Origin of the sequence: Arthrobacter sp. NPDC056493 (assembly GCF_042795115.1) — a bacterium.
Classification (GTDB): Bacteria; Actinomycetota; Actinomycetes; order Actinomycetales; family Micrococcaceae; genus Arthrobacter.
The window spans coordinates 1-22,117 of record NZ_JBHTSL010000060.1 but is presented as its reverse complement, the minus strand read 5'-3'; the positions used below and the strand labels follow the sequence as shown (position 1 = coordinate 22,117).

Genomic DNA, 22,117 nt, shown 5'->3' with positions numbered 1-22,117 from the left:
CGTGGTGTAGGTGCAGCCAGAGGCCGCGAGGACGATAGCGAAGGCGGCTCGCCTCCAGGTGCGATTCTTTGAGCCCATCCGAGCCCTCCGACTAAGGAAGAAGTGGCAGGCGCCTGGCCGTGTGCGGCACCACGCCCGGCCAGACTTGGTGAGGGGCCGTCGTTCCAGCACATCAATATTATGTTCCGCCCCCGCGTTAGGGAACCCGCCGCCGGGAGACCCTGCGGGCTCTGCGGCAGAAACTTTTCCCTGGCGCGATCTGGTGCGGCCCGTCATTGTGGAGTCAGCGTCACGCGCCTCACCGCCGGCAGGGAGTAACCATGTGGAATGACGTACAGGAGTCCGAGCCGTCAGCACGATGGGCTGAGCTGTCTGAGAACGGCTGGGGAGCCCTGATGGGATGGGCGGCCGGCGACGGGAACCTGCGACGCCGCCGCTCTTCTGACGCGGGCAGGACGGTGTCCGGCCACACCGGGAGCGCAGATTGGCGGAAGCCTTTCGACGAACCGTTCACGGCCGCTGACCGGCAAGCAGTCGATGACGACATCGACACCTTTCTCCGAGACGCCGGCCTGCCGCCGCGTCCCAGAGGATACGTCTGGATGATTCGTGTTCCGGACAGCCATGCAACACCCGAGGCTTTCCTGGCAGACGTCGACGCCGCCATTCTCCGGGCTGCTGACGGCATCGTCGACCCAAACCAGCTGCGTCCCATTTTTGCTGGAGTACTCAGCGACTTCTACGCCGGAGGTGGCTGATCGTATCCACCGGTAATGAATGGGTCCGCCCGCTCTCCCCGGGGTGCCAGTGCATTCCATTGGATGGGGGATTCCCTGCTCGTCCCCAGACGCACTGGCGGGGGAGTGTCATCTATAAAACCTCAGTTGCGACTCTTTTCATTCGAGATTTCGGCGAGCCTAACCGGCTTTGGCTGCAACTTTCCCGACTACGGGCCTCGGCTCTGTGCCCAAAGCCATGCCCGCGCCATCAACCTAGAAATTTTGATTGCTAAAAAAGGCTGGACTAGATGTTTAAAGTGGCGTACTTTTGCTTCAAACGAGGAACGTGACTGGCATCACAGGATGCCGCAGGCGAGGGGGACAACAACAACCACAGGAGCACGCGATGACCGCCACAATAAACGACCTGATCGACGATTCGTTTGCGGATCATCCGCCGCCCCGGGGCTGCCCCGCGGAACGCTTCGCCGCCCCAGTCCTGACCGTCACCGTCAACGACCAGGCGGTGCTTTCGATCGCCCGCCGGCTCCACGATGGGGCGTGCCTGCGCGGGGGCGGCTGCGAGCTGCGCGACTTCCACGCGATGGATATTTACGAGACGGATGTCCGGGTCATGCTGGCCGCGATGGTGCGGGCCAGTGCCGAAGCCGACGGCCCGGAAATCAGCCCCTGCCGCAAGATAACCGAACGCCGATGGGTTCAGGGCAAATGGTCCTGCGCCGTATGCGGCTGCAGCATCCGCTTCGGCGGCGGCATCGGCTGGGTCCACACCCGCTGACCCGGGACCCGGTGGGTGCAAGGCTTGGCCGAAGCTTCAATTGGCAGCCCCGATCCGCGGCGCGTCAGCGCAGGCCCCTCATTGGCTCGTTACAGGGCTTGCATCTTCTCCGGCGAGTCCCATGCAAAGCCACCACGGGACTCCAGGAAGGGCTCGACGTGCAACCTGGTCGGCTACGGGGATGGTTCCGCCAACGAAGCGGCCCGTGTTGGTTGCGATGATCGCACCGTGCTGGTCCACGATGCAGGTGTTCGGCGGCAACGGCCGGAGGAGGGGCTCGAACGCGCTCTGGAGTTGGCCAACGCGTATGTCGGCAGCGACGGCTCCGACATAGTCTCCAGCGATGGTGACTCGCTTGCTGAACGTGATGATGTTCTCGTTCGTTCCACTCGCATCGACGTACGCGTGACTGGTGTGGATGGTGGTGTCATCAGCGGTATCGTCGGGGCGCCACGGCGCTGTGACGACGTCGTAGAGGTCCATGTCGATGTAGAGCCGCTGTGGCGACTCCGGACCCGCTGGCGTATAGCACCAGGCAATCCAGCTCTCGCCGAAATACGACTGCTCGGCGATGAAGCCGGTCCCGTAGAGGAGTGGAACGCCGATGGCCACCGCTCTGCGGGCCGCACCATAGATGTCCGAGTCGGCCCTGTCTCTGCTGACTCCGGACCCGATGCTCGCACGCACCGCTTGCTCGAGCTCGCGCATTGATGTGGAGGCCGTTCCGGAAAACATGGCGGCGAGTGATTCGATGGCGGCCACTGAGTCGTCGCTGGAGGCTGGGCCGTGCGGCGCATCGGTCGGTATTCGTTCCATCTCCATTCGCTCGTCGATGACCAGGTTCATGTCCCGCCTGATGTGTTCTTCGGCCAGCGCTCGGGCGGCAGCGACGTCGCCGTTCCTGATCGCCTCCACGATTTTAGTGTGGTCTTCTGCGGCCGCGTCCTTGTGGCCGGCCGGGTTTACCCAGATCAGGGGGCCTACTTCGGCCTGCAGGGCGACTTCCTGCCGGGTGAGTCTCACAGACCCGGAGCTGGCCGCGAGCTCGATGTGAAACTTGCTGTCCGCCCGGATCGCGTCCGCCGGATGCTCGCAGTCCCGGATCTCGACGGATGTGTGCACGAGGCGTCCCATCGAGAGCCGGTGGGTCCGGTTGGCAGTCGCGGCGGCCGCGGCCGCACTGCCGGCCAAGAAGGCGCGGTATTCCCTCAAATCCCGCAGGTCTTCCAGGGAATAGGCGGCAAGAGACTGGCGCTGCACGCGGGCGATGTCCCCGGTGTTGGCCTTCACGAAACTTCCGCCGCCTTTGCCGCGTCGGGTCTCCACAAGTCCCAGCCCGCGCAACTCGGCAAGTGCGGCCCGCAGTGTCAAAGTGGAAACGCCCATCCTGGACGCAAGATAGCTTTCGCTCGGCAGCTGGGAACCGTCTTCGAGTACACCGAGTTCGATGGCGTGCCTAAGCCGGCGTCCGACCTCCTCGCCGCGGTCGGCATTCTCCAGAGGTGCGAAGGCGAGTTGCTCTTTCCAAGTAACCACTGAGGCTCCCGATGAAGTGACATTTAACCTTGAATGTCTATTGACCTTTATCAATGAAGGTCTACAGTTAAGAGTATCACTCGGGGACGCCGGAACGATGTCTGAGCTGAAGGGTTCTGACGGTGATGAAATTCCTGAAAACGCAAAAGCCTATGGTGAAAGGAATGACGATGACACGCGAAGAAGCTTTCGCCAGGTGCACGCCGGACTCGTACGTCGAGTTCTATGGTGGTCGGTGGCTCGTCGTGCCGTTCGCCCAGGTGGAGCAGCCGCTGTTCTTTGTTTGTGCACCGCAGGCGGTCCGCAGCAGCCATCACGCTTGAGCTGGAAGACTCCAGATTCCCCGCAGAATCGCGCCCCCCGGTGAAATGGCACGCGCGGCCGCAGCATCACCACGGCAGACGTTGCGACTCGAATAATTAGCCCCTTGGCGGGGGAGGGGTCCAAGGCCTCGCGGTACCTGTCGGTCCAAGCCATCTCCACGACAAGCCACGGTCGGAGGCGGCGTGCAGGGCGACCTGCTTCACGCGGCTTAGATCTCCGAAGGGCTAATCCACTTAGGTCGCTGTCACGTCTAGGTGTTCCGTGGACTCGTGCCGTAAATCGCGTCACAGGCGTTTCCGTAGTAGACGGCGCCCGGCGCGAACTGCCGAGTAGGCCAGCCGGCGAATCATCGATCTGGGCGCGGCGACGGCGGAGGGGTCGATCGAGCGTCCGATGCAGCGTTCGTGACTTTACTTTACATAATGCTGATTATCGGCGTTTTGTTCAGCCTTGCAGAAGTGGGCGCCGAAAGGCCCGCAGCTCAGATGTGTGTCCGTAGGATTTGGACGTAATTCGGTCAAGAAGTTGCTGCCCCAGAGTGCTCGCCGGCCGCTTACGCCTCGACGGGATCCGAGCCGCGTCGGTTTCTGATCTTTGTCTACGGACGTTCACGTCGTGCGTGGTCCAGCAGAAACCCTTTGGGCAAAGCCCGTCAGGAATCCCGGGCCGCCACCCATCCGCCCGCATCCCGGCGTGGCCGGGCGTGATTGTTCGGGCGTCACGCTTAAGAGGACGCATCTGCCGGGGTAACTTGACATAATGTTTGACACTTTCAGCCCCTGGCCTTCGGGTGCCGTCCGGCAGCCTATCTTGACGCGCGGCGTTCAGCGGCCGCTGCCCCAAGCGAGTCAGCATGATCGTGAAATTTCCGCGCCAGGGCGTAGGCCTCGCGGGACTCATCCGTGAACTCTGCACCCGCGAGATCGCCGGCCCAATCCAATAGGTCGGCAATCTTCTTTAAGTGCTGATAGCGAGGATCGTCCCTCTGCTGCAAATTCATATGGATCCCCCAAAGTCTCGCGGCAAGGTGCGTCCCCCCGCTGAGCCTTACATATACAGCTAGTTGGTTGAGTCTTCAATAAGTTGGCTTACTAAGCCGGGCCGCTCGGCGCCGGCTCAACCCTCAGGCAGGCGTCCCGCCAGCCCCTGGAGTGAGGGTGCACGGCCAAGCTCAACATGGGCAAAGGCCAGCGCCGCCGCGAGCTCTGCCTTGCCGTCATAGATAGCCTGGCACAGGCTCAGGTGTTCGGCGCACTGTACCTGCGGATCACGGTGGCCGGTCAGGGTGAAGAGCCACTGCATCCGACCCAGCAGGGGCTTCATGGAGTACTCCAGCAGCGAGTTGCCCCCCATCGAAACGATCTCTGCATGCAGGGCCGTGTTCAGCAGCGGTATCTGTGCCTCATCGCGGCCCAAGGTTGCCTCTTCTGCCTGGTCCATCACCAGCTTCAGCCGCGACGACGACTGGCCACGTGCCGCTGCCTGGGCCGCGAGGCGCGCCGCCAGAACTTCAAGGCTTAGCCTCACGTCAAAGAGTTCGTTGACGTCCCGCAGCGTGATCTGCTTGACCGTGGCCCCGCGCCGGGGCGAGGTGTCGATGAAGCCTTCGGCTTCCAGTTGCTGGAGCGCCTCCCGGACGGGAACCCGGGAGACATCCAGGGCCTGGGACAGCTCGCGTTCCCTGAGCCGGGATCCGGGCGCAAAAGTACCGGAGATGATCAGCTCGCGGATCCGCGCCCGGGTAGCGTCCGCCGAGGACGCGGGAGATTCCGTCTGGACTGTCACTGCTGCCTCCCGCTATTCCCGGCGTCATGGATCCGCCCGTCTCAGTTGTTCAGCTCCACATGGGTGCCGATCCCCTGCTTGAGGGCAGCGTCATACAAGAACCGGCCGATTGCCAGATCCTGCAGACCGATACCCACCGAATTGAACAAGGTTACGTCCTTATCCCCCAGGCGCCCGGCTTTTGTCCCGGCCGCCACGTTCGGCTTCCACGTCTTCGAAGCCCATCACGCCTTCGGCCACCGGAATGACCAGGCCGCCGGACTTGGCCTTTGCCGTGGCGAGGCTGTCCACGAAAACCCGTGCGCGCACCATGCGCGCCGAATCAATTTCCGGTTGGACCGGCCGGGGGCGTGATCCGACGGCGTTTATGTGGAGGCCGGGCTGGAACCACTCCCCCTTGACCAGAGGCTCAACAGCCGGCGTGAGGGTGCACAGCACGTCGGCACCTTCCACGGCTTCCTGAACGCCGGCCGCCCGCGTGACGTTGAGCCCGTACCGGGAAATTTCGTGGCAGAAGGAAGCCACAGTGTCGTGGACCGCTGCGCTGGCAGGTTGGCCGCCCGGTTCTCCGGGATGTCCGCCAGCAGCTTTTCGGACGCCAGCTCCTCGACGCCGGACAGGGCCGCCATGGGCAAAAACCTCGCATCGGAGGACGGCAGGAGGAGCGTATCCGGCGCGGGCTGGGCGGCGGTGCCCCGGCTGAGACCGGCAAAGGCGCGTTCGACGGCGGCGATGGTCCCGGGCATGTCGGCCAGCCTCTGGAGCTCGGAGGCCGTGAGAATCAGGGGCATGAATGCTTTCTGGAGAAGAGGGCGGATGGTGGGTGCGCAGGGTTCCCGGACCTGGCTGCTGAATCAGAGGTCGTTCCGTACCAGGACGCCTTGTGCCACCACGGCGCGGATCTGCTCCAGGGCTGACGCGCTGGTCAGCGGATCGGCGTTCACAACCACGGCATCCGCATAGGAACCGCGCAGCAAACGTCCGGCGTCCTCGCTCCGGCCGAGCAGGGCGGCGGCATTGACTGTCGCTGCCCTCAGGGCATCCAGCGGTGAAAGCCCGGCTTCCGCGAGCAGACGCACCTCGGTGCCAATCGGAGTCACCTCGGACCCGAAGGAGTCGGTGCCTGCCACCACCGTCACACCCGCCTCGTGGGCAGCCCGCACCGCCTCCTTGATGATGGGCGTGTATTCCCGGCCCCGTGCGGCAAGGACGGGGTTGGATGAGCCTGACATGCCGGTGATGGCGTCGAGGGTGGGCGTGAAGTACGTCCCGCGCCGGGCCATCCGGGAGATGGTCGCTTCGCTGACGAAAACGCCGTGCTCGATACTGCGCACGCCCGCCCGGACCGCGCCGTCGATCCCCTCCGCACTGTACGCGTGGCAGAGCACGCCCGCCTTGCCTGCCGCCTTGACCACCGCAGACAGTTGCTCGTAGCTGTAGACGAGTTCCCGGGGGTCCTGCTCCGGCAGGCCAGCGCGCGGATTTGCCCTGGTCTTGATCACCTGGGCGCCGCGTTTCAGGTTGACCCCCGCGAGGTAGGCGAGGTCCGCAGGTTCAGTCACTCCTCCACGCAGGGATGCAAGTGGCGCCAGGTCCGGGTCCGCAAGGAGTGACTCCCCCAGTTCGGGTGAAATGAACAAGCCTGCCGGGGTCATCCGGGGCGATGCACCCGCCGCCCACTCGGGCAAGGCAGCGAGGGCGACGTCCTGGTAGAAGCTGGTCGAGCCGCTCCTGACACTGGTCGCCCCGCCGTGCAGGATGGTCGCTGCATCGGACAGCGCATTGGCGTGCACGTGCACATCGATGAGGCCGGGAAGGACCCAGCGGCCGGAGGCGTCCACCGTACGGGCCCTGCCGGCCAGAGCGGCCACAGCACGCCGTGTTTCGTCACGGCTGCCCACGGCGCTGACCTTTCCACCTTCCAGCACCAGGACGCCGTCTTCCACTGCAGCGCCCGTCTTGGGGTCCACGATGGTGCCGCCTTCAATGATCATGGGTGGGGGTGAAACGGGGCGCTCCGGGCGGCGGGAGTTCGCAGGATTGCCTGCAGCCGTCGCGGCGGGGGCGTTTCCAAGCTGGGCGGCAAGGCCGGCCACCGAGATTCCAGCCAGTGCCGCTGCCCCGGCCAGGATGCCGCGGCGCGGGACGGCAGTTGCGGGCAGGGCTGCCGGGGTGTGGTCGTGCAGGCACATTGTTCTCTCCAAGGGGATGGTCCGGGACGCATGAGCGGGGCCACATGAGCCGGTCAGGGTCTGGGTTACTGCAGAGCATGGACGGGCTTTCCCAGCTAGCTGCAGTCGGGATCGGATGTCCCAACCATACGGTGTTTGGTATACCAATTCAATGGTGATTGCGTCTTATCGAACCAGCGGCCGCCGCTGCGATTTCGGCCGGCCGCTAGGAGGGCGGGAACGGCTCGTCCGGCTCCCGGCGGCGGAAGTCCCGCTCGGAGTCTGATGCCCGCATCCGGCCGAACAGCCGCCGACCCTCGGCGTGCGCCGCGGCCTGTGTTGCCAGGCCTCGAGCAAAATGTGACTTGCCTCTCCATGGATATGCGCCTACAGTCTTTTGGTATACCTAATGGAGCTTCCGCCACGCAGAACATCAACGTTCGGTTTGCTGGCCCGCCCATGATTGCCCTGATCGGCATGCAGCACGGCCGGGACGTAAAGGCGCTCCGCTCACTGAGCTGGAAGATCGTCGTCGTCGCCCTGATAACGTTCACGGCGAGCTTCGTAGCCGCGGCGGCCCTCGCCCAGGCTGCCATGAACTTCCAGTACCGGCCGAAAGGAACAACCATGCTGATCAGCAATGTCCGCCCGTGGGGCGGCGACGCTGTGGACGTCGAGGTCCACGAGGGGCGGATTGCTGCCCTTCACCCGCCGGGCGGCGCCGTCGATGGTGCCGGGAATGCCCGTGACGCAGTGGACGGGCGTAACCGGATCGCCATTCCGGCGTTCAGTGACGTCCACGTCCACCTCGATTCGACCCGGATCGGATTGCCGTTCCGGGAGCATACGGGGGCGCCCGGGGTATGGAACATGATGTGCAACGACCGGGAAAACTGGCGCGACACGCCCATCCCCTACCCGGAGCTGGTGGCGGGAACACTGGAACGGATGATCGCGCGGGGCACCACGCGCGTCCGCTCCTACGCCCAGATCGACGTCGACTGCAAGCTGGAGCGCTTCGAAGCGGTCATGGCCGCCAGGGAACGTTTCGCCCACGCGGCAACGGTGGAGATCATGGCATTCCCCCAGGCTGGACTCCTGCTTGAGGACGGGACCGTGCCCCTGCTTGAGGATGCCCTCAGGGCAGGTGCCACGACCATCGGCGGCATAGATCCCTGCCAGCTGGACCGGGACCCGGCGCGCCACCTGGACATCGTTTTTGGCCTGGCAGAGAAGTACGGGGTCGACGTCGACATCCACCTGCACGAGCCTGGCCACCTCGGCGTATTCAGCGCGGAACTCATCTTTGAACGCACCCGGGCACTGGGCATGGAGGGGCGCGTCTCCCTCTCCCACGCCTACGACCTGGCCAACGTCCACCCCGACGTGACCGCCCGGCTCCTCGAGCAGATGGCCGGGTTGGACATTGCGTGGGCGACGGTCGCCCCCGCAAGCGGCGGTACGCAGTTCGACCTCGCCCAGATGGCCGACGCCGGGATCAGGGTCGGGCTGGGCGAGGACGGCCAGCGGGACTACTGGAGCCCGTACGGCAATTGCGACATGCTGGACCGCACCTGGCAGCTTGCCTTCACCCACCGGCTGCGCAAGGACCGGCTGATCGAGCATTGCGCCGCGATCGCCACCATCGGGGGTGCCTCCATCATGGATCGCACAATCCAGCGCCTCACGGGCCCGGACGACCGGCCCGGCCTGGCCGTTGGGGACGCGGCGGACATTGTCCTGGTCGACGGCGAAACCGTCACGAGCACCGTCATGGACCGCGGCGCGGACCGCACGGTCATCCACCACGGCAGGGTTGTCGCCGACGGGCTGTCCGTTCTGCCGGGCCCGGCATAACCCACCCGCGAACAGACACTTGCGGCCCCGGAATCACCTGAATTCAGGCCGCAAGTGTCCGCTCGCGCTGGTCCGTCAGCTGGCGCCGACGTACGCTGCGAGGTGCTCGCCGGTCAGCGTTGAACGGCCGGCAACAAGATCTGCCGGCGATCCCTCGAAGACGATCTTGCCGCCGTCGTGGCCCGCGCCCGGTCCGAGGTCGATGATCCAGTCGGCGTGCGCCATGACCGCCTGGTGGTGCTCGATGACGATCACCGACTTGCCCGAGTCGACGAGCCGGTCGAGCAGGCCCAGCAGGTTTTGGACGTCGGCAAGGTGCAGGCCGGTGGTCGGTTCGTCGAGGATGTAAACGTCACCCTTGTCGGCCATCTGCGCGGCCAGCTTGAGCCGCTGCCGCTCACCGCCAGAGAGCGTGGTGAGCGGCTGGCCGAGGGTCAAATAACCCAGCCCGACGTCGGCCAGCCGGTCGAGGATCTTGTGGGCGGCCGGGGTGCGTGCGTCCCCGTCTTCGAAGAACTCCTCAGCCTCGGCCACCGACATCGCCAGCACCTCGGCGATGTTCCGGCCGCCGAGCGTAAACTCCAGCACCGCCGCCTGGAACCGCTTGCCGTCGCACTCCTCGCAGGTGGTCTCGACGGTGGCCATGACACCCAGGTCCGTGTAGATGACACCGGCGCCGTTGCACGTGGGGCAGGCGCCCTCGGAGTTGGAACTGAACAATGCAGGCTTCACCCCGTTGGCCTTGGCAAACGCCTTGCGGATCGGCTCGAGCAGCCCTGTGTACGTGGCCGGGTTGCTGCGCCGCGAACCGCGGATGCCGGCCTGGTCGATCACCACCACGCCATCGCGCTTGGCGACCGAGCCGTGGATCAGCGAGCTCTTGCCGGACCCGGCCACGCCGGTCAGGACGCAGAGCACACCGAGCGGGATGTCGACGTCGACGTTCTTGAGGTTGTTCGTCGACGCACCGCGGATCTCCAGCGCGCCGGAAGCGGAGCGCACCGACGCCTTGAGCTGCGCCCGGTCATCGAGGTGCCGGCCAGTGATGGTGTCACTCCCCCGGAGTCCGTCCACGGTGCCCTCGAAGCAGACGGTGCCGCCCCCGGTGCCGGCACCCGGGCCGAGGTCGACGACGTGGTCGGCGATGGCAATGCTCTCCGGCTTGTGCTCCACGACGAGCACGGTGTTGCCCTTGTCACGCAGCTGGAGCAGCAGCGAATTCATCCGCTCGATGTCATGCGGGTGCAGGCCGATCGTGGGCTCGTCGAAGACGTAGGTGACGTCGGTAAGGGACGAGCCCAGGTGGCGGATCATCTTGGTGCGCTGCGACTCACCCCCGGACAGCGTGCCCGAGGGCCGGTCCAGCGAGAGGTAGCCCAGGCCGATTTCCGCGAACGAGTCCAAAAGGTGCTGCAGCCCGGCCAGCAGCGGAGCCACGGACGGCTCGTCGAGGCCCCGGATCCAGTCGGCCAGGTCGGTGATCTGCATGGTGCAGACGTCGGCGATGTTCTTGCCTTTGATCTTCGATGACAGCGCTTCCTGGCTGAGCCGGGTGCCGCCGCAGTCAGGGCACGTCGTGAAGGTGATGGCCCGCTCCACGAAGGCTCGAACGTGCGGCTGCAGCGAGTCCACATCCTTGGACAGCATCGACTTCTGGATCTTGGGGATGATGCCCTCGTAGGTCAGGTTGATGCCCTCGACCTTGATTTTCGTTGGCTCCTTGTAGAGCAGGTCGTGCAACTCCTTCTTGGTGAACTTGTTGATCGGCTTGTCCATGTTGAAGCCGGCTCCGCTGAAGATGCGGCCGTACCAGCCGTCCATGCTGTAGCCCGGAATGCTCAGGGCGCCCCCGCCGAGCGACTTGCTGTCGTCATACAGCGCCGCGAGGTCGAAGTCGCTGACGTTGCCCATGCCCTCGCAGCGGGGGCACATGCCGCCTAGCCTGTTAAATGTTGCCTTCTCCGCCTTGGTCTTGTTCCCCCGCTCCACGGTGATCGCTCCGCTCGCCTTCACCGTCGGGATGTTGAAGGAGTAGGCGTTGGGCGAGCCGATGTGGGGCTGGCCCAGCCGGCTGAAAAGGATCCGCAGCATCGCGTTGGCGTCGGTTGCGGTGCCCACGGTGGAGCGCGGGTTGGCCCCCATCCGCTCCTGGTCCACGATGATGGCAGTCGTCAGGCCCTCCAGCACGTCGACCTCGGGCCGCGACAGCGTCGGCATGAACCCCTGCACGAACGCGCTGTACGTCTCATTGATCATCCGCTGCGACTCCGCGGCAATCGTGCCGAACACCAGGGAGCTCTTGCCCGAGCCGGAGACACCGGTGAACACGGTCAGGCGGCGCTTGGGGATCTCGACGCTGACATCCTTGAGGTTGTTCACGCGCGCGCCCTGCACGCGGATAAGGTCATGGCCGTCGGCGGTGTGCAGTCCGGATGCCTGCGCGTCCGTCCTCGTCGTTGTGGTCATCGTGTCTCCATCTGTTCAGCGGTAGTGGGCCGAGCCCGCCGGCTTCGCGCGCCATGAATGATTCTTGTTCGTCGGCGTCGTTGCGGCAACAGGAACCGGGGGTGCGGCGACAGTGGCTCCGCACCACGGCCGGCGGACGCAGCAGCCGCGTCCGCCGGCCGTGGCCGAAAATGACTTAGCGGATCTCGTTGATGCGGATCAGATTGCCCGCCGGGTCGCGGAAGGCGCAGTCGCGGACGCCGTATGCCTGCTGCGTGGGCTCCTGGACCACCTCGGCGCCGCTGGCCTGCACCTTTTCGAAGGTGCCGTCCAGGTCCGGGGTGCCGAGCACGAGGCGGGCGTAGGTGCCCTTGGCCATCATTTCGCTGATGGTGCGCCGCTCCTCCTCGGTGATGCCGGGGTCGGCCGCCGGCGGTTCCAGGACCACCGAGGTGCCGGGCTGGTCCGGAGGACCGACGGTGAGCCAGCGCATCCCGCCGTACCCCACATCGTTGCGGAGTTCGAAACCGAGGGTGTCGCGGTAGAACGCCAAGGAGGCGTCGGCGTCGTTATGCGGAAGGAATGTCCAGTGAATGGTGAGGTTCATGCCGCCAGTCTAGGTGCGGCCGGACGTGACCGCTTCTCGATTCCTGACCGGTCTGCTCACCTGTTTCACCACGCATGACGGCATGCCCGCCGCCTCCCCGCCCGCCTGTGTCCGGTACGCGCTGGGCGGCATGCCGACCAGTTCTGCGAAGCGGCTGCTGAACGTCCCCAGGGAAGAGCATCCGACGGCGAAACACACCTCCGTGACGCTGAGGTCGCCGCGCCGCAGCAGCGCCATCGCCCGCTCGATGCGCCGCGTCATCAGGTAGGTGTACGGGGGCTCGCCATAGGCGTCCCGGAACTGCCGGCTGAGGTGCCCGGCGGACATGTTCACGCCGCGGGCAAGCGCCTCGACGTCCAGCGGCTGGGCGTACTCCCTGTCGATGCGGTCGCGGACGCGCCGCAGCCGCGCCAGATCGTCCAGGCGCTGTGTTGCGGCGGGTTTGCTGGTCACAGTCGTGATGGTGCTACGTCCCGCCGGAGTTGTCCAGTCCGGGGCTGCCCGGTTGCAGCCGGGTCCCGTCCATTGACCCACCGGTCCCATCCATTGTCTTAACCGTGCGCTCTCGTTAAGAATGAACGAATGACGGTCTATGTGAGAGCTCTCGAAACTGCAGTTCCGCCGACTTTGCTCATCCAGCATGAGGCCCGCGACGTGTTTGCGGCGCAGCCCGGGCTGACCCGCCTTGGCTCACGGCTTGTGTCCACGTGCTTTGATTCGGCCGCCATCGACACCCGGTACACGGCGGTCCGCGAACTGACCATGGACTCCACCACCGAAAATCCCCAGTTTTTCGATCCGCAGACCGGCCTGCTGCGGAGCCCCAGCACCAAGGCACGTAACAACCTCTTCGCCGAGGAAGCAACGAAGCTTTTCATCGAGGCGGCGGACACAGCCGTTTCCAAGTGTGACGGCATTGACCCGCTGGACATCACGCACCTCATCACGGTCTCCTGCACCGGCTTTTTCAACCCCGGCCCCGACTACAAGATCGTCCGCGCCCTGGGCCTCAACCCTGCGGTGCAGCGCTACCACCTGGGCTTCATGGGATGCTACGCGGCCTTCCCGGCGCTCCGGGCAGCCAAGTCCTTCTGCGAGGCGGACCCGGCGGCGGTTGTGCTGGTGGTGTGCGCTGAGCTGTGTTCCCTGCACGTCCGGACCTCCAACGATCCCGACACGATCATGGGATCCGCGCTGTTTGCCGACGGCGCGGCGGCCGCCGTCGTGACGGCCCGCGAGGACCTGGAAGCCCCGCCGCTGCTCCAGCTGGACCACTTCGAGACTGTCCTGACCCCGGTGGGTGAAGACTCGATGGCCTGGAACATCGGCGATGAGGGTTTCGAGATGGTGCTCGGCAACTATGTGCCGCACATCATCGACGACCACATCGTGGGCGCGCTCGAACCACTACTGGCACGCGACCCCTCGCTGCGGGAACTCGCCTACCGCGACATCACCCATTGGGCCATCCACCCGGGCGGCCGCAGCATCCTGGACAAGGTCCAGTCCCGGCTGGACCTCACCGACGAGCAGCTGCGTCCGGCCCGCGAAACGCTGCGGAACTACGGCAACATGAGCAGCGCCACGGTGCTCTTCGTCCTCAAACACGTACTCGACCTTCCGTCGCGGGGAGGGGACGAACGGATCTGCTCCATGGCGTTCGGCCCCGGCTTGACGGTGGAAACCGGACTGTTCACGAAGGTGAAGCAGCCGTCATGTGGGCCTGATGCCGTGGCGGGCGAGGCCGAACCGTCGCTGGCCTGAGCCGGTGAGAATCCCGGGAACGGGCCCAGGCATCCTCGGCCTGCGGGATACGGACGCCGTTGAGGACATGGACCGGCCGGACTGCGATCCGGACCGGCTGCAGCGCACCTACGAACAGTTCGCACTGGTCAACCGTGTGGTCTCCGGCTGGCATCGGCTGTACCGCACCAGGGTACGCCCGCAGGTGTCCGGCGCCGGTCCGGCAACCCTGCTGGACGTCGGTTGCGGCGGCGGCGACCTGGCCGTGATGCTCGCCCGCTGGGCGGCCAGGGACGGGATCCAGCTCCACGTGACGGGGATAGACCCGGATGAAAGGGCTTTCCGTTTCGCGGCGGCCCGCACACCAACACCCGGCGTCGAATTCCGCCAGGCGAGCAGCGGCGACCTGCTCGCCGAGGCAAAGCAGTACGACGTCGTTATCTCCAACCACGTGCTGCACCACCTGACGTCTCCGGAGCTGCAGTCGTTCCTGGACGATTCCGCCCGGCTCGCCCGCCGCCTGGCACTGCACAACGACCTAAGCCGGAGCGCGGCCGCCTATGCCCTGTTCAGCGCCGGCGCCCTGCCGCTCACCGGCTCCTATATCCGCAGGGACGGGCTGACCTCCATCAGGCGCAGCTATACCGTTCCGGAGTTGGCCGCCGTGCTCCCCGCCGGCTGGACGGTGGAACCGCACGCCCCCTTCCACTGCCTGCTCACCCACCGGCGGCACGATACCGACCGGCGGCGCCCGGCATGACCGATGTGCTGATCGTGGGCGGCGGTCCGGTTGGACTCTTCCTCGGTTCGCTGCTCCTGCAGGACGGGGTTGCGGTGCGTGTCCTGGAACGGCGGCCGGGACGGAATGCCCACACCAGGGCCATCGGCATCCATCCGCCGGCGCTCGCGGCCCTGGAGCGCATCGGCGTTGCCCGGGAGCTGATTGGCCGGGGCGTCCCGATCCGCCAGGGCGTCGCTGTGAGCAAGGGCCGGCAGATCGCCCGGATGCCGTTCGCTGCGGTCTCCGACCGGTACCCGTTCGTCCTAGCCGTGCCGCAGCCGGTGACCGAGGAGGTGCTGGAGCGGCGGCTCCGGGAGCTGGATGGCGGCGCGCTGCTCCGGAACGCCCGGGTCACCGGAATGCACGACGACGGCGGCCGGGTCACGCTCAGCGTCACCACCGGCGGTGGTGATTCCAGCCATTCCGCCGATTTCGCCGTGGGTGCCGACGGCGCCTACTCGACGATGCGGTCCCTTCTGGGGGTCACCGCGCCGCAGAAACTGTATCCGGACCACTACCTGATGGGTGACTTCCCCGAATCCAGCCCGTTCGGCAGTGACGCCGCGCTGTTCCTGGAAAGCGAAGGCATTGTGGAGTCCTTCCCGCTTCCCGGCGGTGTCCGCCGCTGGGTGGTCAGGCTGGGGAAACCGCCCGCATGCCCCGATCCGGAGCAGTTGGCGGGACTCGTTGCCCGCAGAACCCGTGTGGCCCTGGACGCCGGTGCGAACACCATGCTTAGCAGCTTCAGTGTCCGTTCACGGCTGGCAACGCGAATGGCCTCGGGCCGGATGGCGCTGATCGGAGATGCGGCGCACGAGATCAGCCCGATCGGCGGGCAGGGAATGAACCTTGGCTGGCTGGATGCGGAAGCGCTGCTGCCGGTGATCCTCGCCGTCGTGCGTGGTGAGCCTTCCGCTGACGCGCTGCGGCACTTTGATGCCACGCGACGGCGGGCCGCTGCCGCGGCCAATCGCCAGGCCGAGGTGAACATGGCTTTGGGCAGGCCGCTGCCGGACGGCGTGCTGCGGCCCCGGAACGCCGCGATTGCCCGTGCCGCAGCCATACCGGCCTTCAACGCGCTGGTGGCCCGGCGCTTCACCATGCAGTAGGGCGGCGCAGCACGGCATGGGACTGCGCAGCGCAGCCCAACAAGGCACTGCGGCAACCGGCACTAGGCTGTCCCCATGACCCACGCATCGCCGCCAACGACCTACAGCCCCGCCCGGATCAGGGAAACAGTGCAGGAACTGATGGCCTCAGAGGCCCTGCCGCCCATTGTGCAGGCCGGGCACCCGGTGCTGCGGCAGCACGCGGCTCCCTTCGAGGGCCAGCTGGAGTCCGACGAACTCAGCCAGCTGATTGTCCTGATGCGGAAGGTCATGCACGCCGCGCCCGGCGTCGGTCTGGCAGCTCCGCAGCTGGGCATTCCGCTGCAGCTGGCCGTCCTCGAAGACCAGTTCGAGATCGACGAGGCCACTGCGGCGGCGCGGGGAAGGGCGCCGCTGGAGTTTTTCGCGATGCTGAACCCGTCGTACTCCCGCCTGGGCACCGGAACCGCCGCCTTTTTTGAAGGCTGCCTATCGCTTTCCGGCCTGCAGGCTGTGGTTGAGCGACCCGAAAGCGTCCGGCTGGAGTATGTAACGCCCGACGGCGGACAGGTCACCCAAGATTTCAGCGGCTGGCAGGCGCGAATCGTGCAGCATGAAACCGACCACCTCCACGGACGGCTCTACATCGACCGGGCCGAGCTTCGCTCGCTCAGCACCAACAGCGAATACGCCGCGCGCTGGGCCGAACCGGGCATCGCTACAGCCAGCCGCGAACTCGGGTTCCCGGCCGGCCCGCAGGCCGGCCGGGAAGCCGAAACAGAAGTGCGACGCGGTTAGGCCGACGCGGTTTCAGCCGAGTCGCCGCGGTTGCTGTCCGTCGGAAGGTACTTCGCCCACCAGTCCAGGATGTGTTCGAACCGCTGCCGCCGGTGATGCGGCGTCCCCGAGCGTGACAGCTCGTGGTCCTCGCCCGGGAACACGAGGAAGGCCGAGCCGACGCCCTGCTGCTTGAGGGCGGTGAAGTATCGCTGGCCCTGTTCCACCGGGCAGCGCAGGTCGTCCTCGCTGTGGATCACCAGCGTGGGTGTACGGACGGAGGCAACGGTTGCCATGGGACTCTGGGCCGCCACCTGCTCGGCTGCCGAGCCAACGTATTCGCCGCCGAAGAACCAGCCGATGTCCGACGAGCCCGTGAAGCTGACAGGATCCAGGAAGCCCCGCTCCACGATGGCCGCCTGGAACCGGTGGTCCTGGCTGATGGTCCATGCCGTGAGGTAACCCCCATAGGAGCCGCCCATGATTCCCAGGGCGCCTGCGTCCAGGGAGGAGAACTTTTCGAGGCTTCCGTCCAGGAACGCGAGCACGTCCAGCATGTCCACGGTGCCCATCCGCTCCTTGATGCTCCGACCATGGGCCTGGCCATAACCGGCGGAGCCACGTGGATTGCACATCAAAACGGCGTACCCGGCAGCGGCGTAAACCTGTGCCTCATCGAAAAACGCGCTGGTGTACTGCGCGAAAGGGCCGCCGTGGATGTTCAGCAGCACCGGGTGCGGGCCCTTCCCCGGCGGCAGGACCAGCCAGCCGTGGACGGGGTAGCCGTCAGCGGCCGGGAACGTCAGTTCCTGCGGTTCGATGATGCCCGCTTCAGTCCGCAGGGCTGCGGAAAAGTCGGTGAGCAGCCGCAGCTGGCCGTCTTCGAGGACCCCTACGTCGCCTGCCGTGGCGGCGTCGCTGTAGCTGAGGAACACCGTGCCCGCAGCGTCGCTGGCCCCGCCGACCACCCGGTCACCATGCACGAGGAGGGAGTGGTCTCCGGTGGCGCTGAATTCGACCAGCTCCACCGTGCCCTGGGCATTGTTGAGCACCAGCGCACTGTCGTGGCCGCGGAGGCCGATGGTGGCACCGGGCGCCTCGACGTCCATGTTCTCCGGGTCGCTCAGGGCTGTGGCGTCGCCGCCCGCGGCGGCCATGACGTAGAGGGCCGTGTTCTTGGCGACGAAGTCCTGGCGCGTGCTGCCCAGGTCCTGGCCCGTGAAGAACAGCCAGCGCCCGTCGGCCGACTCCCGGACGTCCAAAACGGTCTGGGCACCCAGATTGGGGACCGGCACCAAAGCCGGCGTGCCGCCGTCGGACGCTACGCGGCAGATGCCGGATACCAGGTCCCGGTCGGCATTCTCGTGGAGGGCAGCCACGAAGTAGACGGCACTGCCGTCGCTGCTAAAGGTAGCGCCGGAGTGGTCGGTTGCCGAGGTCGTGAGCTGGCGCGCCTCCGGGAACCCGGCAGCATTCTCACCAGACTCCGCCGAGCGTTCACCCCCGCTGCCGTTCTCGTTGCTCCCGCTGTCGCTCCGCTTGGCGGCGCGACCTACTGGTTTGACCCAGGGTTCCCCTCCCAGTTCCGGGACGTCCAGCAAGAAGAGCTGCTGCGGCTTGTCCTGCGTGTAGCCCTCACCGTTCATTCTGTACTTGTAATCCGTGATGAACCGCGCGTCCTCGGCACCGGACCCGACGCCGTCGACCGTTCCGTAGCGGCCCGCCTCCGGTTCCCTGGACGCGAAGACGATCCGGTTGGAATCCGGCGACCAGGCGAAGGAGCCGACGCCCATCTTTCTGTCGGTCAGGGCCTGCGGCTCCCCACCGGCCGCCTCCACCACGTGGAGCTGGGGCCTGCCGCCGGGCGCGGCGCGGAGGAAGGCCAGCACCCGGCCGTCCGGCGAAAAAGCCGGCGCCGTGTCGCGGAAACCCCGGGTCACGCGGCGGGGAAGCTTTTCCGGGTCCCGGGGGACGCTCCACAGCTGGCCGACATAGGAGTCGGCGTCAAAATCCGGCCGGACGACGGACACCACGGCCCTGGTGCCGTCGGGGTGGACGGCAGGGGCGGAAACGGAGTTGAGCAGCGGCAAATGTTCAGGCTTCACCCACGTGAGCCTAGCGGGTCGGGCGGAGGCACGGAACGGCAGCCATGCAAAACACCTGCCCTAGGATGGTCCTCATGCTTTCGCGCCTGCCCGACCTCCTTTGCCCCGTCTGCCGCCAAGGTCTCCAGGCCGTCCACGACGGCGGCGCCGGCCGGGTCCGGGCGCTGGCGTGCCGGGAGCGGCACAGCTTCGACGCCGCCCGGCAGGGGTACTTCAACATGCTGGTGGGCAAGGGAACCGCCTTCGAATCGGATACCGCCGAGATGGTTGCGGCGCGGACAGCCTTCCTCGACGCCGGCCACTACCGTCCCCTGGCCGACGCACTGGCCCGGGCCGCCGCGCCCTCACTGCGCGGGCCTGCCCCCACGGTCCTTGATTCAGGCACGGGAACAGGCCACTACCTGCGGGCGATCCTGGACTATCTGGAGAGTGAACCCGCGGACGGTGCCGGCCAGGCGGGCGCGCCCGACGGCGTGGCCGCCGTCGGGCTGGACATCTCCAAGTTCGCCCTGCGCCGCGCCGCCAAACTGAACCCGGAGGCCATCAACCTCGTGGGTGACGTCTGGCAGCCGCTGCCACTGCCCGACGCCGCCGTCGACATTGTCACCGTGGTGTTCGCGCCCCGCAACGCTGCCGAGTTCGCCCGCGTTCTCAAACCCTCGGGCCGGCTCATCGTAGTGACGCCGCGGGCCGGCCACCTCGCGGAAATCGCCAGCCAGGCCGGGATGCTGGGCATCGACCCCGCCAAGGACGAGCGCCTGGCCGAGGCGCTCGCAGGCCGTTTCTCCCCGCTGTCGACGCAGGACATCGACGTGGACCTGTCGCTTTCCCCGGCGGACGTGGCCAACCTGGCGCTCATGGGCCCCGCCGGCCACCACACGGACCGCGCCGCACTGACCGGGCGGCTGGCTGGCCTTCCGTCTACCTCCAGGGTCTCCGCGCTGTTCCGGATCAGCATCTTCGTGCCCTCGGAAACCCGCGCTCCATAACGGCTTGGCCACGTTCCTTCGTTGCCCGCCGTTCCCCTGCCGGGCGCTCCCGCTTCGGTCTACGATGGAAGAAAGTTACTGAGGGTCTGCCCCGCAGCCCTCGGGATCAAGGGGGAACGCGATGTTTGAATGGCTTGGCCAAAACTGGTGGGCACTGTGGCTCACCCTCTTCCTGGTGTTCGCCGCCGTGGAGATGCTGACCCTTGATCTGTTTTTCATCATGCTGGGCGGAGGTGCCCTGGCCGGCCTGGTGGCCGACTTCGCCGGCGCGGACCTGTGGCTGGAGATCGTCGTGTTCTGCGTCGTCTCGCTGCTCATGATCGCGTTCGTCCGCCCAGTGACCCTCAAGCACCTGCACAAGGGCCCGCCCGAACAGCGCACCAATATCGACCGCCTGATTGGCGAATCAGCTCTTGTCCTTGAGGCAGTTACAGCCACCGGCGGACGCGTGAAGATCGGCGGCGACATCTGGAGCGCCCGCTCGCAGTCCGGCGTACTTCCCGAAGGCCAGCGCGTGATCGTCTCGGCCATTGAAGGTGCGACGGCGGTCGTCTCACCTCAGGCTGAGACCGCCGTCCAGTAGGCGGCTCCCCCATGGGTTTCTGCTCCCGCCGCGGCGGAGCAGCAGATTGCGGCGAGATTTCGCCAGGTTAGAGCTTCACTGAAAGTTGGGGACAAAGGAGAAGTATGGATAGCCCAGGAGGAGTCGCCCTCACGTTCGTGTTGGTGGTTCTGATTATTTTCGTCATCATTGTGCTGGTCCGCTCGGTGCGGATCGTACCGCAGGCCCGGGCCGGCGTCGTGGAACGGCTGGGAAAGTACCAGCGGACACTCAATCCCGGCCTAACCCTCCTCATCCCCTTCGTGGACCGGCTCCTGCCGCTGCTGGACCTGCGCGAGCAGGTGGTGTCCTTTCCGCCGCAGCCCGTGATCACCGAGGACAACCTCGTGGTGTCCATCGATACTGTGGTCTACTTCCAGGTCACCGACCCGCGGGCCGCCACCTACGAGATTGCCAACTACATCCAGGCCGTGGAACAGCTGACAACCACCACCCTGCGCAACGTGGTGGGTGGCCTGAACCTGGAAGAGGCGCTCACGTCCCGCGACCAGATCAACGGCCAGCTGCGTGGCGTCCTGGATGAAGCCACCGGCCGCTGGGGAATCCGCGTCTCCAGGGTGGAGCTGAAGGCCATCGACCCGCCGCACTCCATCCAGGACTCGATGGAGAAGCAGATGAGGGCAGAACGTGACCGCCGTGCCGCGATCCTGACCGCCGAGGGAACCAAACAGTCCGCGATCCTGACGGCAGAAGGGCAGCGCCAGGCCGCCATCCTCAAGGCCGAGGGTGACGCGAAGGCCGCCATCCTGCGCGCCGACGGTGAGTCGCAGGCCATCCAGAAGGTGTTCGACGCCATCCACAAGGGCAACCCGGACCAGAAGCTGCTGGCCTACCAGTACCTGCAGACTCTGCCGAAGCTCGCCGAAGGCTCCTCCAACAAGCTGTGGATCATCCCCAGCGAAGTCGGCGAGGCACTGAAGGGCATCGGCAGCGCCCTGGGCGGAACCAATCCTGACCCGCGCTCGGGCGACCTGTTCGGCGGCCAGGACGGCGCCGCCCAGTCCGATGCCCAGTCCGGCGAGGCAGCGGCCCGGACCCAGCCCTAGGCGCCTCAAGGCCAGTAAACGGGAGGCAGGCCGTAACGGCCTGCCTCCCGTCGCTTCGCACCCGCCGGCGTTGCGGCGCTGTGTCGGATTGCTGCGTTGTGCCGAATTGCTGAGCTGCATCGGATTGCTGCGCCCTGCCGGAATCCGTATAATGGGATATTTGTCCGGCCGGATCAGTCCGTGCGGAACAACAATGCTTGGCGAAGCGTTTCACCTAGTGATGCTACGTGAACCACACCGTAGTCCGGAGGCACCCTTATCAGGGCTTCCGGCTAGCGCGGAGTCCGCTCCGCGAACCGATTAGAGGGAGAAATCATGAGCGATCGCAGCCTGCGAGGCATGCGTCTTGGCGCCCAAAGCATGGAGACCGAATCCGGCGTGGAGCCGGCTCCGCGTCAGCGGGTTGAGTACCGGTGCGAGGACGGCGAACAGGTTTTTGTAACCTTTTCCTCCGAAGCCGAAATTCCCCCTGTCTGGGTTTCCAAGACCGGCAAGGAAGCGCTGCTCGTTGATGGCGAACGCCCGGACACGAGCAACGAAAAGGCAGTCCGTACCCACTGGGACATGCTGCTGGAGCGCCGCTCGCTTCCCGAGCTGGAGCAGATCCTCGAAGACCGCCTCACCATTCTGCGCGAGCGTCGTGGCGAACGGCGTTCAGCCTAGCCGCTGCTAGCCAGCAGGCGCCACAGACACATAAAGGCCGGTTCCGCTGCATCCATGGAT

21 protein-coding genes and 1 pseudogene are annotated in these 22,117 nt (G+C 66.2%); 12 read left to right on the top strand and 10 right to left on the bottom strand.

Features of this window, described 5'->3' with window-relative positions; all coding sequences use genetic code 11:
* Positions 1-320 precede the first annotated feature (320 nt).
* Together ACFQ50_RS19795 and ACFQ50_RS19790 are read left to right on the top strand one after the other, a co-directional pair.
* On the top strand, positions 321-758 hold the full coding sequence (locus ACFQ50_RS19795) for a DUF5956 family protein (RefSeq protein ID WP_377997337.1): 438 nt from the start codon (positions 321-323) through the stop codon (positions 756-758).
* Positions 759-1,125: 367 nt separating this feature from the next.
* Entirely contained in the window at positions 1,126-1,518 is a 393-nt protein-coding gene (locus ACFQ50_RS19790) for a hypothetical protein (RefSeq protein WP_377997336.1), read from the top strand.
* A 78-nt stretch (positions 1,519-1,596) separates the two neighbouring features.
* On the opposite strand, the gene ACFQ50_RS19785 is transcribed toward ACFQ50_RS19790, so the two are convergent.
* Complete coding sequence (locus ACFQ50_RS19785; protein ID WP_377997335.1) at positions 1,597-3,054, bottom strand: GntR family transcriptional regulator; 1,458 nt, start codon at positions 3,052-3,054, stop codon at positions 1,597-1,599.
* Between the two features lie 170 nt (positions 3,055-3,224).
* Here ACFQ50_RS19785 and ACFQ50_RS19780 point away from each other — a divergent pair, with 170 nt between their 5' ends.
* Positions 3,225-3,377, top strand: a complete 153-nt coding sequence (locus ACFQ50_RS19780; protein WP_377997334.1) for a hypothetical protein — start codon at positions 3,225-3,227, stop codon at positions 3,375-3,377.
* A gap of 1,117 nt (positions 3,378-4,494) precedes the next feature.
* Here ACFQ50_RS19780 and ACFQ50_RS19775 read toward each other — a convergent pair.
* The 5 genes and pseudogenes from ACFQ50_RS19775 to ACFQ50_RS19755 form a co-directional block, all read right to left on the bottom strand.
* Positions 4,495-5,163: a GntR family transcriptional regulator gene (locus ACFQ50_RS19775; RefSeq protein ID WP_377997333.1), complete on the bottom strand. Its 669-nt coding sequence runs from the start codon at positions 5,161-5,163 to the stop codon at positions 4,495-4,497.
* 41 nt (positions 5,164-5,204) lie between these two features.
* Positions 5,205-5,312 (bottom strand): hypothetical protein, encoded by a 108-nt coding sequence (locus ACFQ50_RS19770; RefSeq protein WP_377997332.1) that lies wholly within the window; start codon positions 5,310-5,312, stop codon positions 5,205-5,207.
* 10 nt (positions 5,313-5,322) lie between these two features.
* The gene (locus tag ACFQ50_RS19765) at positions 5,323-5,475 is read right to left on the bottom strand and encodes a hypothetical protein (RefSeq protein WP_377997353.1); all 153 of its coding nucleotides are present in this window, start codon (positions 5,473-5,475) and stop codon (positions 5,323-5,325) included.
* Between the two features lie 6 nt (positions 5,476-5,481).
* Positions 5,482-5,688 (bottom strand): annotated as a pseudogene (locus ACFQ50_RS19760) (ornithine cyclodeaminase family protein); the annotation flags it as partial.
* A 329-nt stretch (positions 5,689-6,017) separates the two neighbouring features.
* The gene (locus tag ACFQ50_RS19755) at positions 6,018-7,355 is read right to left on the bottom strand and encodes an amidohydrolase family protein (protein WP_377997331.1); all 1,338 of its coding nucleotides are present in this window, start codon (positions 7,353-7,355) and stop codon (positions 6,018-6,020) included.
* A gap of 606 nt (positions 7,356-7,961) precedes the next feature.
* Here ACFQ50_RS19755 and ACFQ50_RS19750 point away from each other — a divergent pair.
* A complete protein-coding gene (locus tag ACFQ50_RS19750; protein ID WP_377997352.1) occupies positions 7,962-9,191 on the top strand; it encodes an amidohydrolase family protein in 1,230 nt (409 codons plus the stop codon).
* A 75-nt stretch (positions 9,192-9,266) separates the two neighbouring features.
* Here ACFQ50_RS19750 and ACFQ50_RS19745 read toward each other — a convergent pair whose 3' ends face one another.
* From ACFQ50_RS19745 to ACFQ50_RS19735, 3 genes are all read right to left on the bottom strand, one after another.
* Entirely contained in the window at positions 9,267-11,657 is a 2,391-nt protein-coding gene (locus tag ACFQ50_RS19745) for an ATP-binding cassette domain-containing protein (RefSeq protein ID WP_377997330.1), read from the bottom strand.
* Positions 11,658-11,832: 175 nt separating this feature from the next.
* Positions 11,833-12,243 carry a VOC family protein gene (locus ACFQ50_RS19740; RefSeq protein ID WP_377997329.1) on the bottom strand — a complete coding sequence of 137 codons (411 nt, stop codon included), beginning with the start codon at positions 12,241-12,243 and terminating at the stop codon, positions 11,833-11,835.
* Positions 12,244-12,252: 9 nt separating this feature from the next.
* Positions 12,253-12,696 (bottom strand): helix-turn-helix transcriptional regulator, encoded by a 444-nt coding sequence (locus ACFQ50_RS19735; RefSeq protein ID WP_377997328.1) that lies wholly within the window; start codon positions 12,694-12,696, stop codon positions 12,253-12,255.
* Positions 12,697-12,825: 129 nt separating this feature from the next.
* Here ACFQ50_RS19735 and ACFQ50_RS19730 point away from each other — a divergent pair, with 129 nt between their 5' ends.
* From ACFQ50_RS19730 to ACFQ50_RS19715, 4 genes are all read left to right on the top strand, one after another.
* Positions 12,826-14,007: a type III polyketide synthase gene (locus ACFQ50_RS19730; protein WP_377997327.1), complete on the top strand. Its 1,182-nt coding sequence runs from the start codon at positions 12,826-12,828 to the stop codon at positions 14,005-14,007.
* Positions 14,008-14,074: 67 nt separating this feature from the next.
* Positions 14,075-14,746 carry a class I SAM-dependent methyltransferase gene (locus tag ACFQ50_RS19725; protein ID WP_377997351.1) on the top strand — a complete coding sequence of 224 codons (672 nt, stop codon included), beginning with the start codon at positions 14,075-14,077 and terminating at the stop codon, positions 14,744-14,746.
* On the top strand, positions 14,743-15,876 hold the full coding sequence (locus tag ACFQ50_RS19720) for an FAD-dependent oxidoreductase (protein ID WP_377997326.1): 1,134 nt from the start codon (positions 14,743-14,745) through the stop codon (positions 15,874-15,876). The genes ACFQ50_RS19725 and ACFQ50_RS19720 overlap by 4 nt, the downstream gene beginning before the upstream one ends.
* Positions 15,877-15,951: 75 nt before the next feature.
* A complete protein-coding gene (locus tag ACFQ50_RS19715; RefSeq protein WP_377997325.1) occupies positions 15,952-16,653 on the top strand; it encodes a peptide deformylase in 702 nt (233 codons plus the stop codon).
* Here ACFQ50_RS19715 and ACFQ50_RS19710 read toward each other — a convergent pair.
* Complete coding sequence (locus tag ACFQ50_RS19710; protein WP_377997324.1) at positions 16,650-18,737, bottom strand: S9 family peptidase; 2,088 nt, start codon at positions 18,735-18,737, stop codon at positions 16,650-16,652. The genes ACFQ50_RS19715 and ACFQ50_RS19710 overlap by 4 nt on opposite strands.
* Before the next feature lie 74 nt (positions 18,738-18,811).
* Between ACFQ50_RS19710 and ACFQ50_RS19705 the strand changes: the two genes are divergently transcribed.
* The 4 genes from ACFQ50_RS19705 to ACFQ50_RS19690 all read left to right on the top strand — a co-directional run bounded on the left by ACFQ50_RS19705 (position 18,812) and on the right by ACFQ50_RS19690 (position 22,057).
* Positions 18,812-19,726 carry a putative RNA methyltransferase gene (locus tag ACFQ50_RS19705; RefSeq protein WP_377997323.1) on the top strand — a complete coding sequence of 305 codons (915 nt, stop codon included), beginning with the start codon at positions 18,812-18,814 and terminating at the stop codon, positions 19,724-19,726.
* A 121-nt stretch (positions 19,727-19,847) separates the two neighbouring features.
* Positions 19,848-20,309 carry an NfeD family protein gene (locus ACFQ50_RS19700; RefSeq protein WP_377997322.1) on the top strand — a complete coding sequence of 154 codons (462 nt, stop codon included), beginning with the start codon at positions 19,848-19,850 and terminating at the stop codon, positions 20,307-20,309.
* Between the two features lie 104 nt (positions 20,310-20,413).
* Positions 20,414-21,394 carry an SPFH domain-containing protein gene (locus ACFQ50_RS19695; protein WP_377997321.1) on the top strand — a complete coding sequence of 327 codons (981 nt, stop codon included), beginning with the start codon at positions 20,414-20,416 and terminating at the stop codon, positions 21,392-21,394.
* 315 nt (positions 21,395-21,709) lie between these two features.
* Positions 21,710-22,057 carry an RNA polymerase-binding protein RbpA gene (locus tag ACFQ50_RS19690; protein WP_003802221.1) on the top strand — a complete coding sequence of 116 codons (348 nt, stop codon included), beginning with the start codon at positions 21,710-21,712 and terminating at the stop codon, positions 22,055-22,057.
* The last annotated feature ends 60 nt before the right edge of the window (positions 22,058-22,117 follow it).

Bases quoted from the DNA above. Each gene is read 5' to 3' on its own strand.
- ACFQ50_RS19755 (WP_377997331.1), bottom strand. From the start codon at position 7,355: ATGTGCCTGCACGACCACACCCCGGCAGCCCTGCCCGCAACTGCCGTC.
- ACFQ50_RS19740 (WP_377997329.1), bottom strand. From the start codon at position 12,243: ATGAACCTCACCATTCACTGGACATTCCTTCCGCATAACGACGCCGAC.
- ACFQ50_RS19725 (WP_377997351.1), top strand. From the start codon at position 14,075: ATGGACCGGCCGGACTGCGATCCGGACCGGCTGCAGCGCACCTACGAA.
- ACFQ50_RS19720 (WP_377997326.1), top strand. From the start codon at position 14,743: ATGACCGATGTGCTGATCGTGGGCGGCGGTCCGGTTGGACTCTTCCTC.
- ACFQ50_RS19790 (WP_377997336.1), top strand. From the start codon at position 1,126: ATGACCGCCACAATAAACGACCTGATCGACGATTCGTTTGCGGATCAT.
- ACFQ50_RS19745 (WP_377997330.1), bottom strand. From the start codon at position 11,657: ATGACCACAACGACGAGGACGGACGCGCAGGCATCCGGACTGCACACC.
- ACFQ50_RS19700 (WP_377997322.1), top strand. From the start codon at position 19,848: ATGTTTGAATGGCTTGGCCAAAACTGGTGGGCACTGTGGCTCACCCTC.
- ACFQ50_RS19705 (WP_377997323.1), top strand. From the start codon at position 18,812: ATGCTTTCGCGCCTGCCCGACCTCCTTTGCCCCGTCTGCCGCCAAGGT.
- ACFQ50_RS19780 (WP_377997334.1), top strand. From the start codon at position 3,225: ATGACACGCGAAGAAGCTTTCGCCAGGTGCACGCCGGACTCGTACGTC.
- ACFQ50_RS19795 (WP_377997337.1), top strand. From the start codon at position 321: ATGTGGAATGACGTACAGGAGTCCGAGCCGTCAGCACGATGGGCTGAG.
- ACFQ50_RS19765 (WP_377997353.1), bottom strand. From the start codon at position 5,475: ATGGTGCGCGCACGGGTTTTCGTGGACAGCCTCGCCACGGCAAAGGCC.
- ACFQ50_RS19690 (WP_003802221.1), top strand. From the start codon at position 21,710: ATGAGCGATCGCAGCCTGCGAGGCATGCGTCTTGGCGCCCAAAGCATG.
- ACFQ50_RS19715 (WP_377997325.1), top strand. From the start codon at position 15,952: ATGACCCACGCATCGCCGCCAACGACCTACAGCCCCGCCCGGATCAGG.
- ACFQ50_RS19695 (WP_377997321.1), top strand. From the start codon at position 20,414: ATGGATAGCCCAGGAGGAGTCGCCCTCACGTTCGTGTTGGTGGTTCTG.
- ACFQ50_RS19730 (WP_377997327.1), top strand. From the start codon at position 12,826: ATGACGGTCTATGTGAGAGCTCTCGAAACTGCAGTTCCGCCGACTTTG.
- ACFQ50_RS19750 (WP_377997352.1), top strand. From the start codon at position 7,962: ATGCTGATCAGCAATGTCCGCCCGTGGGGCGGCGACGCTGTGGACGTC.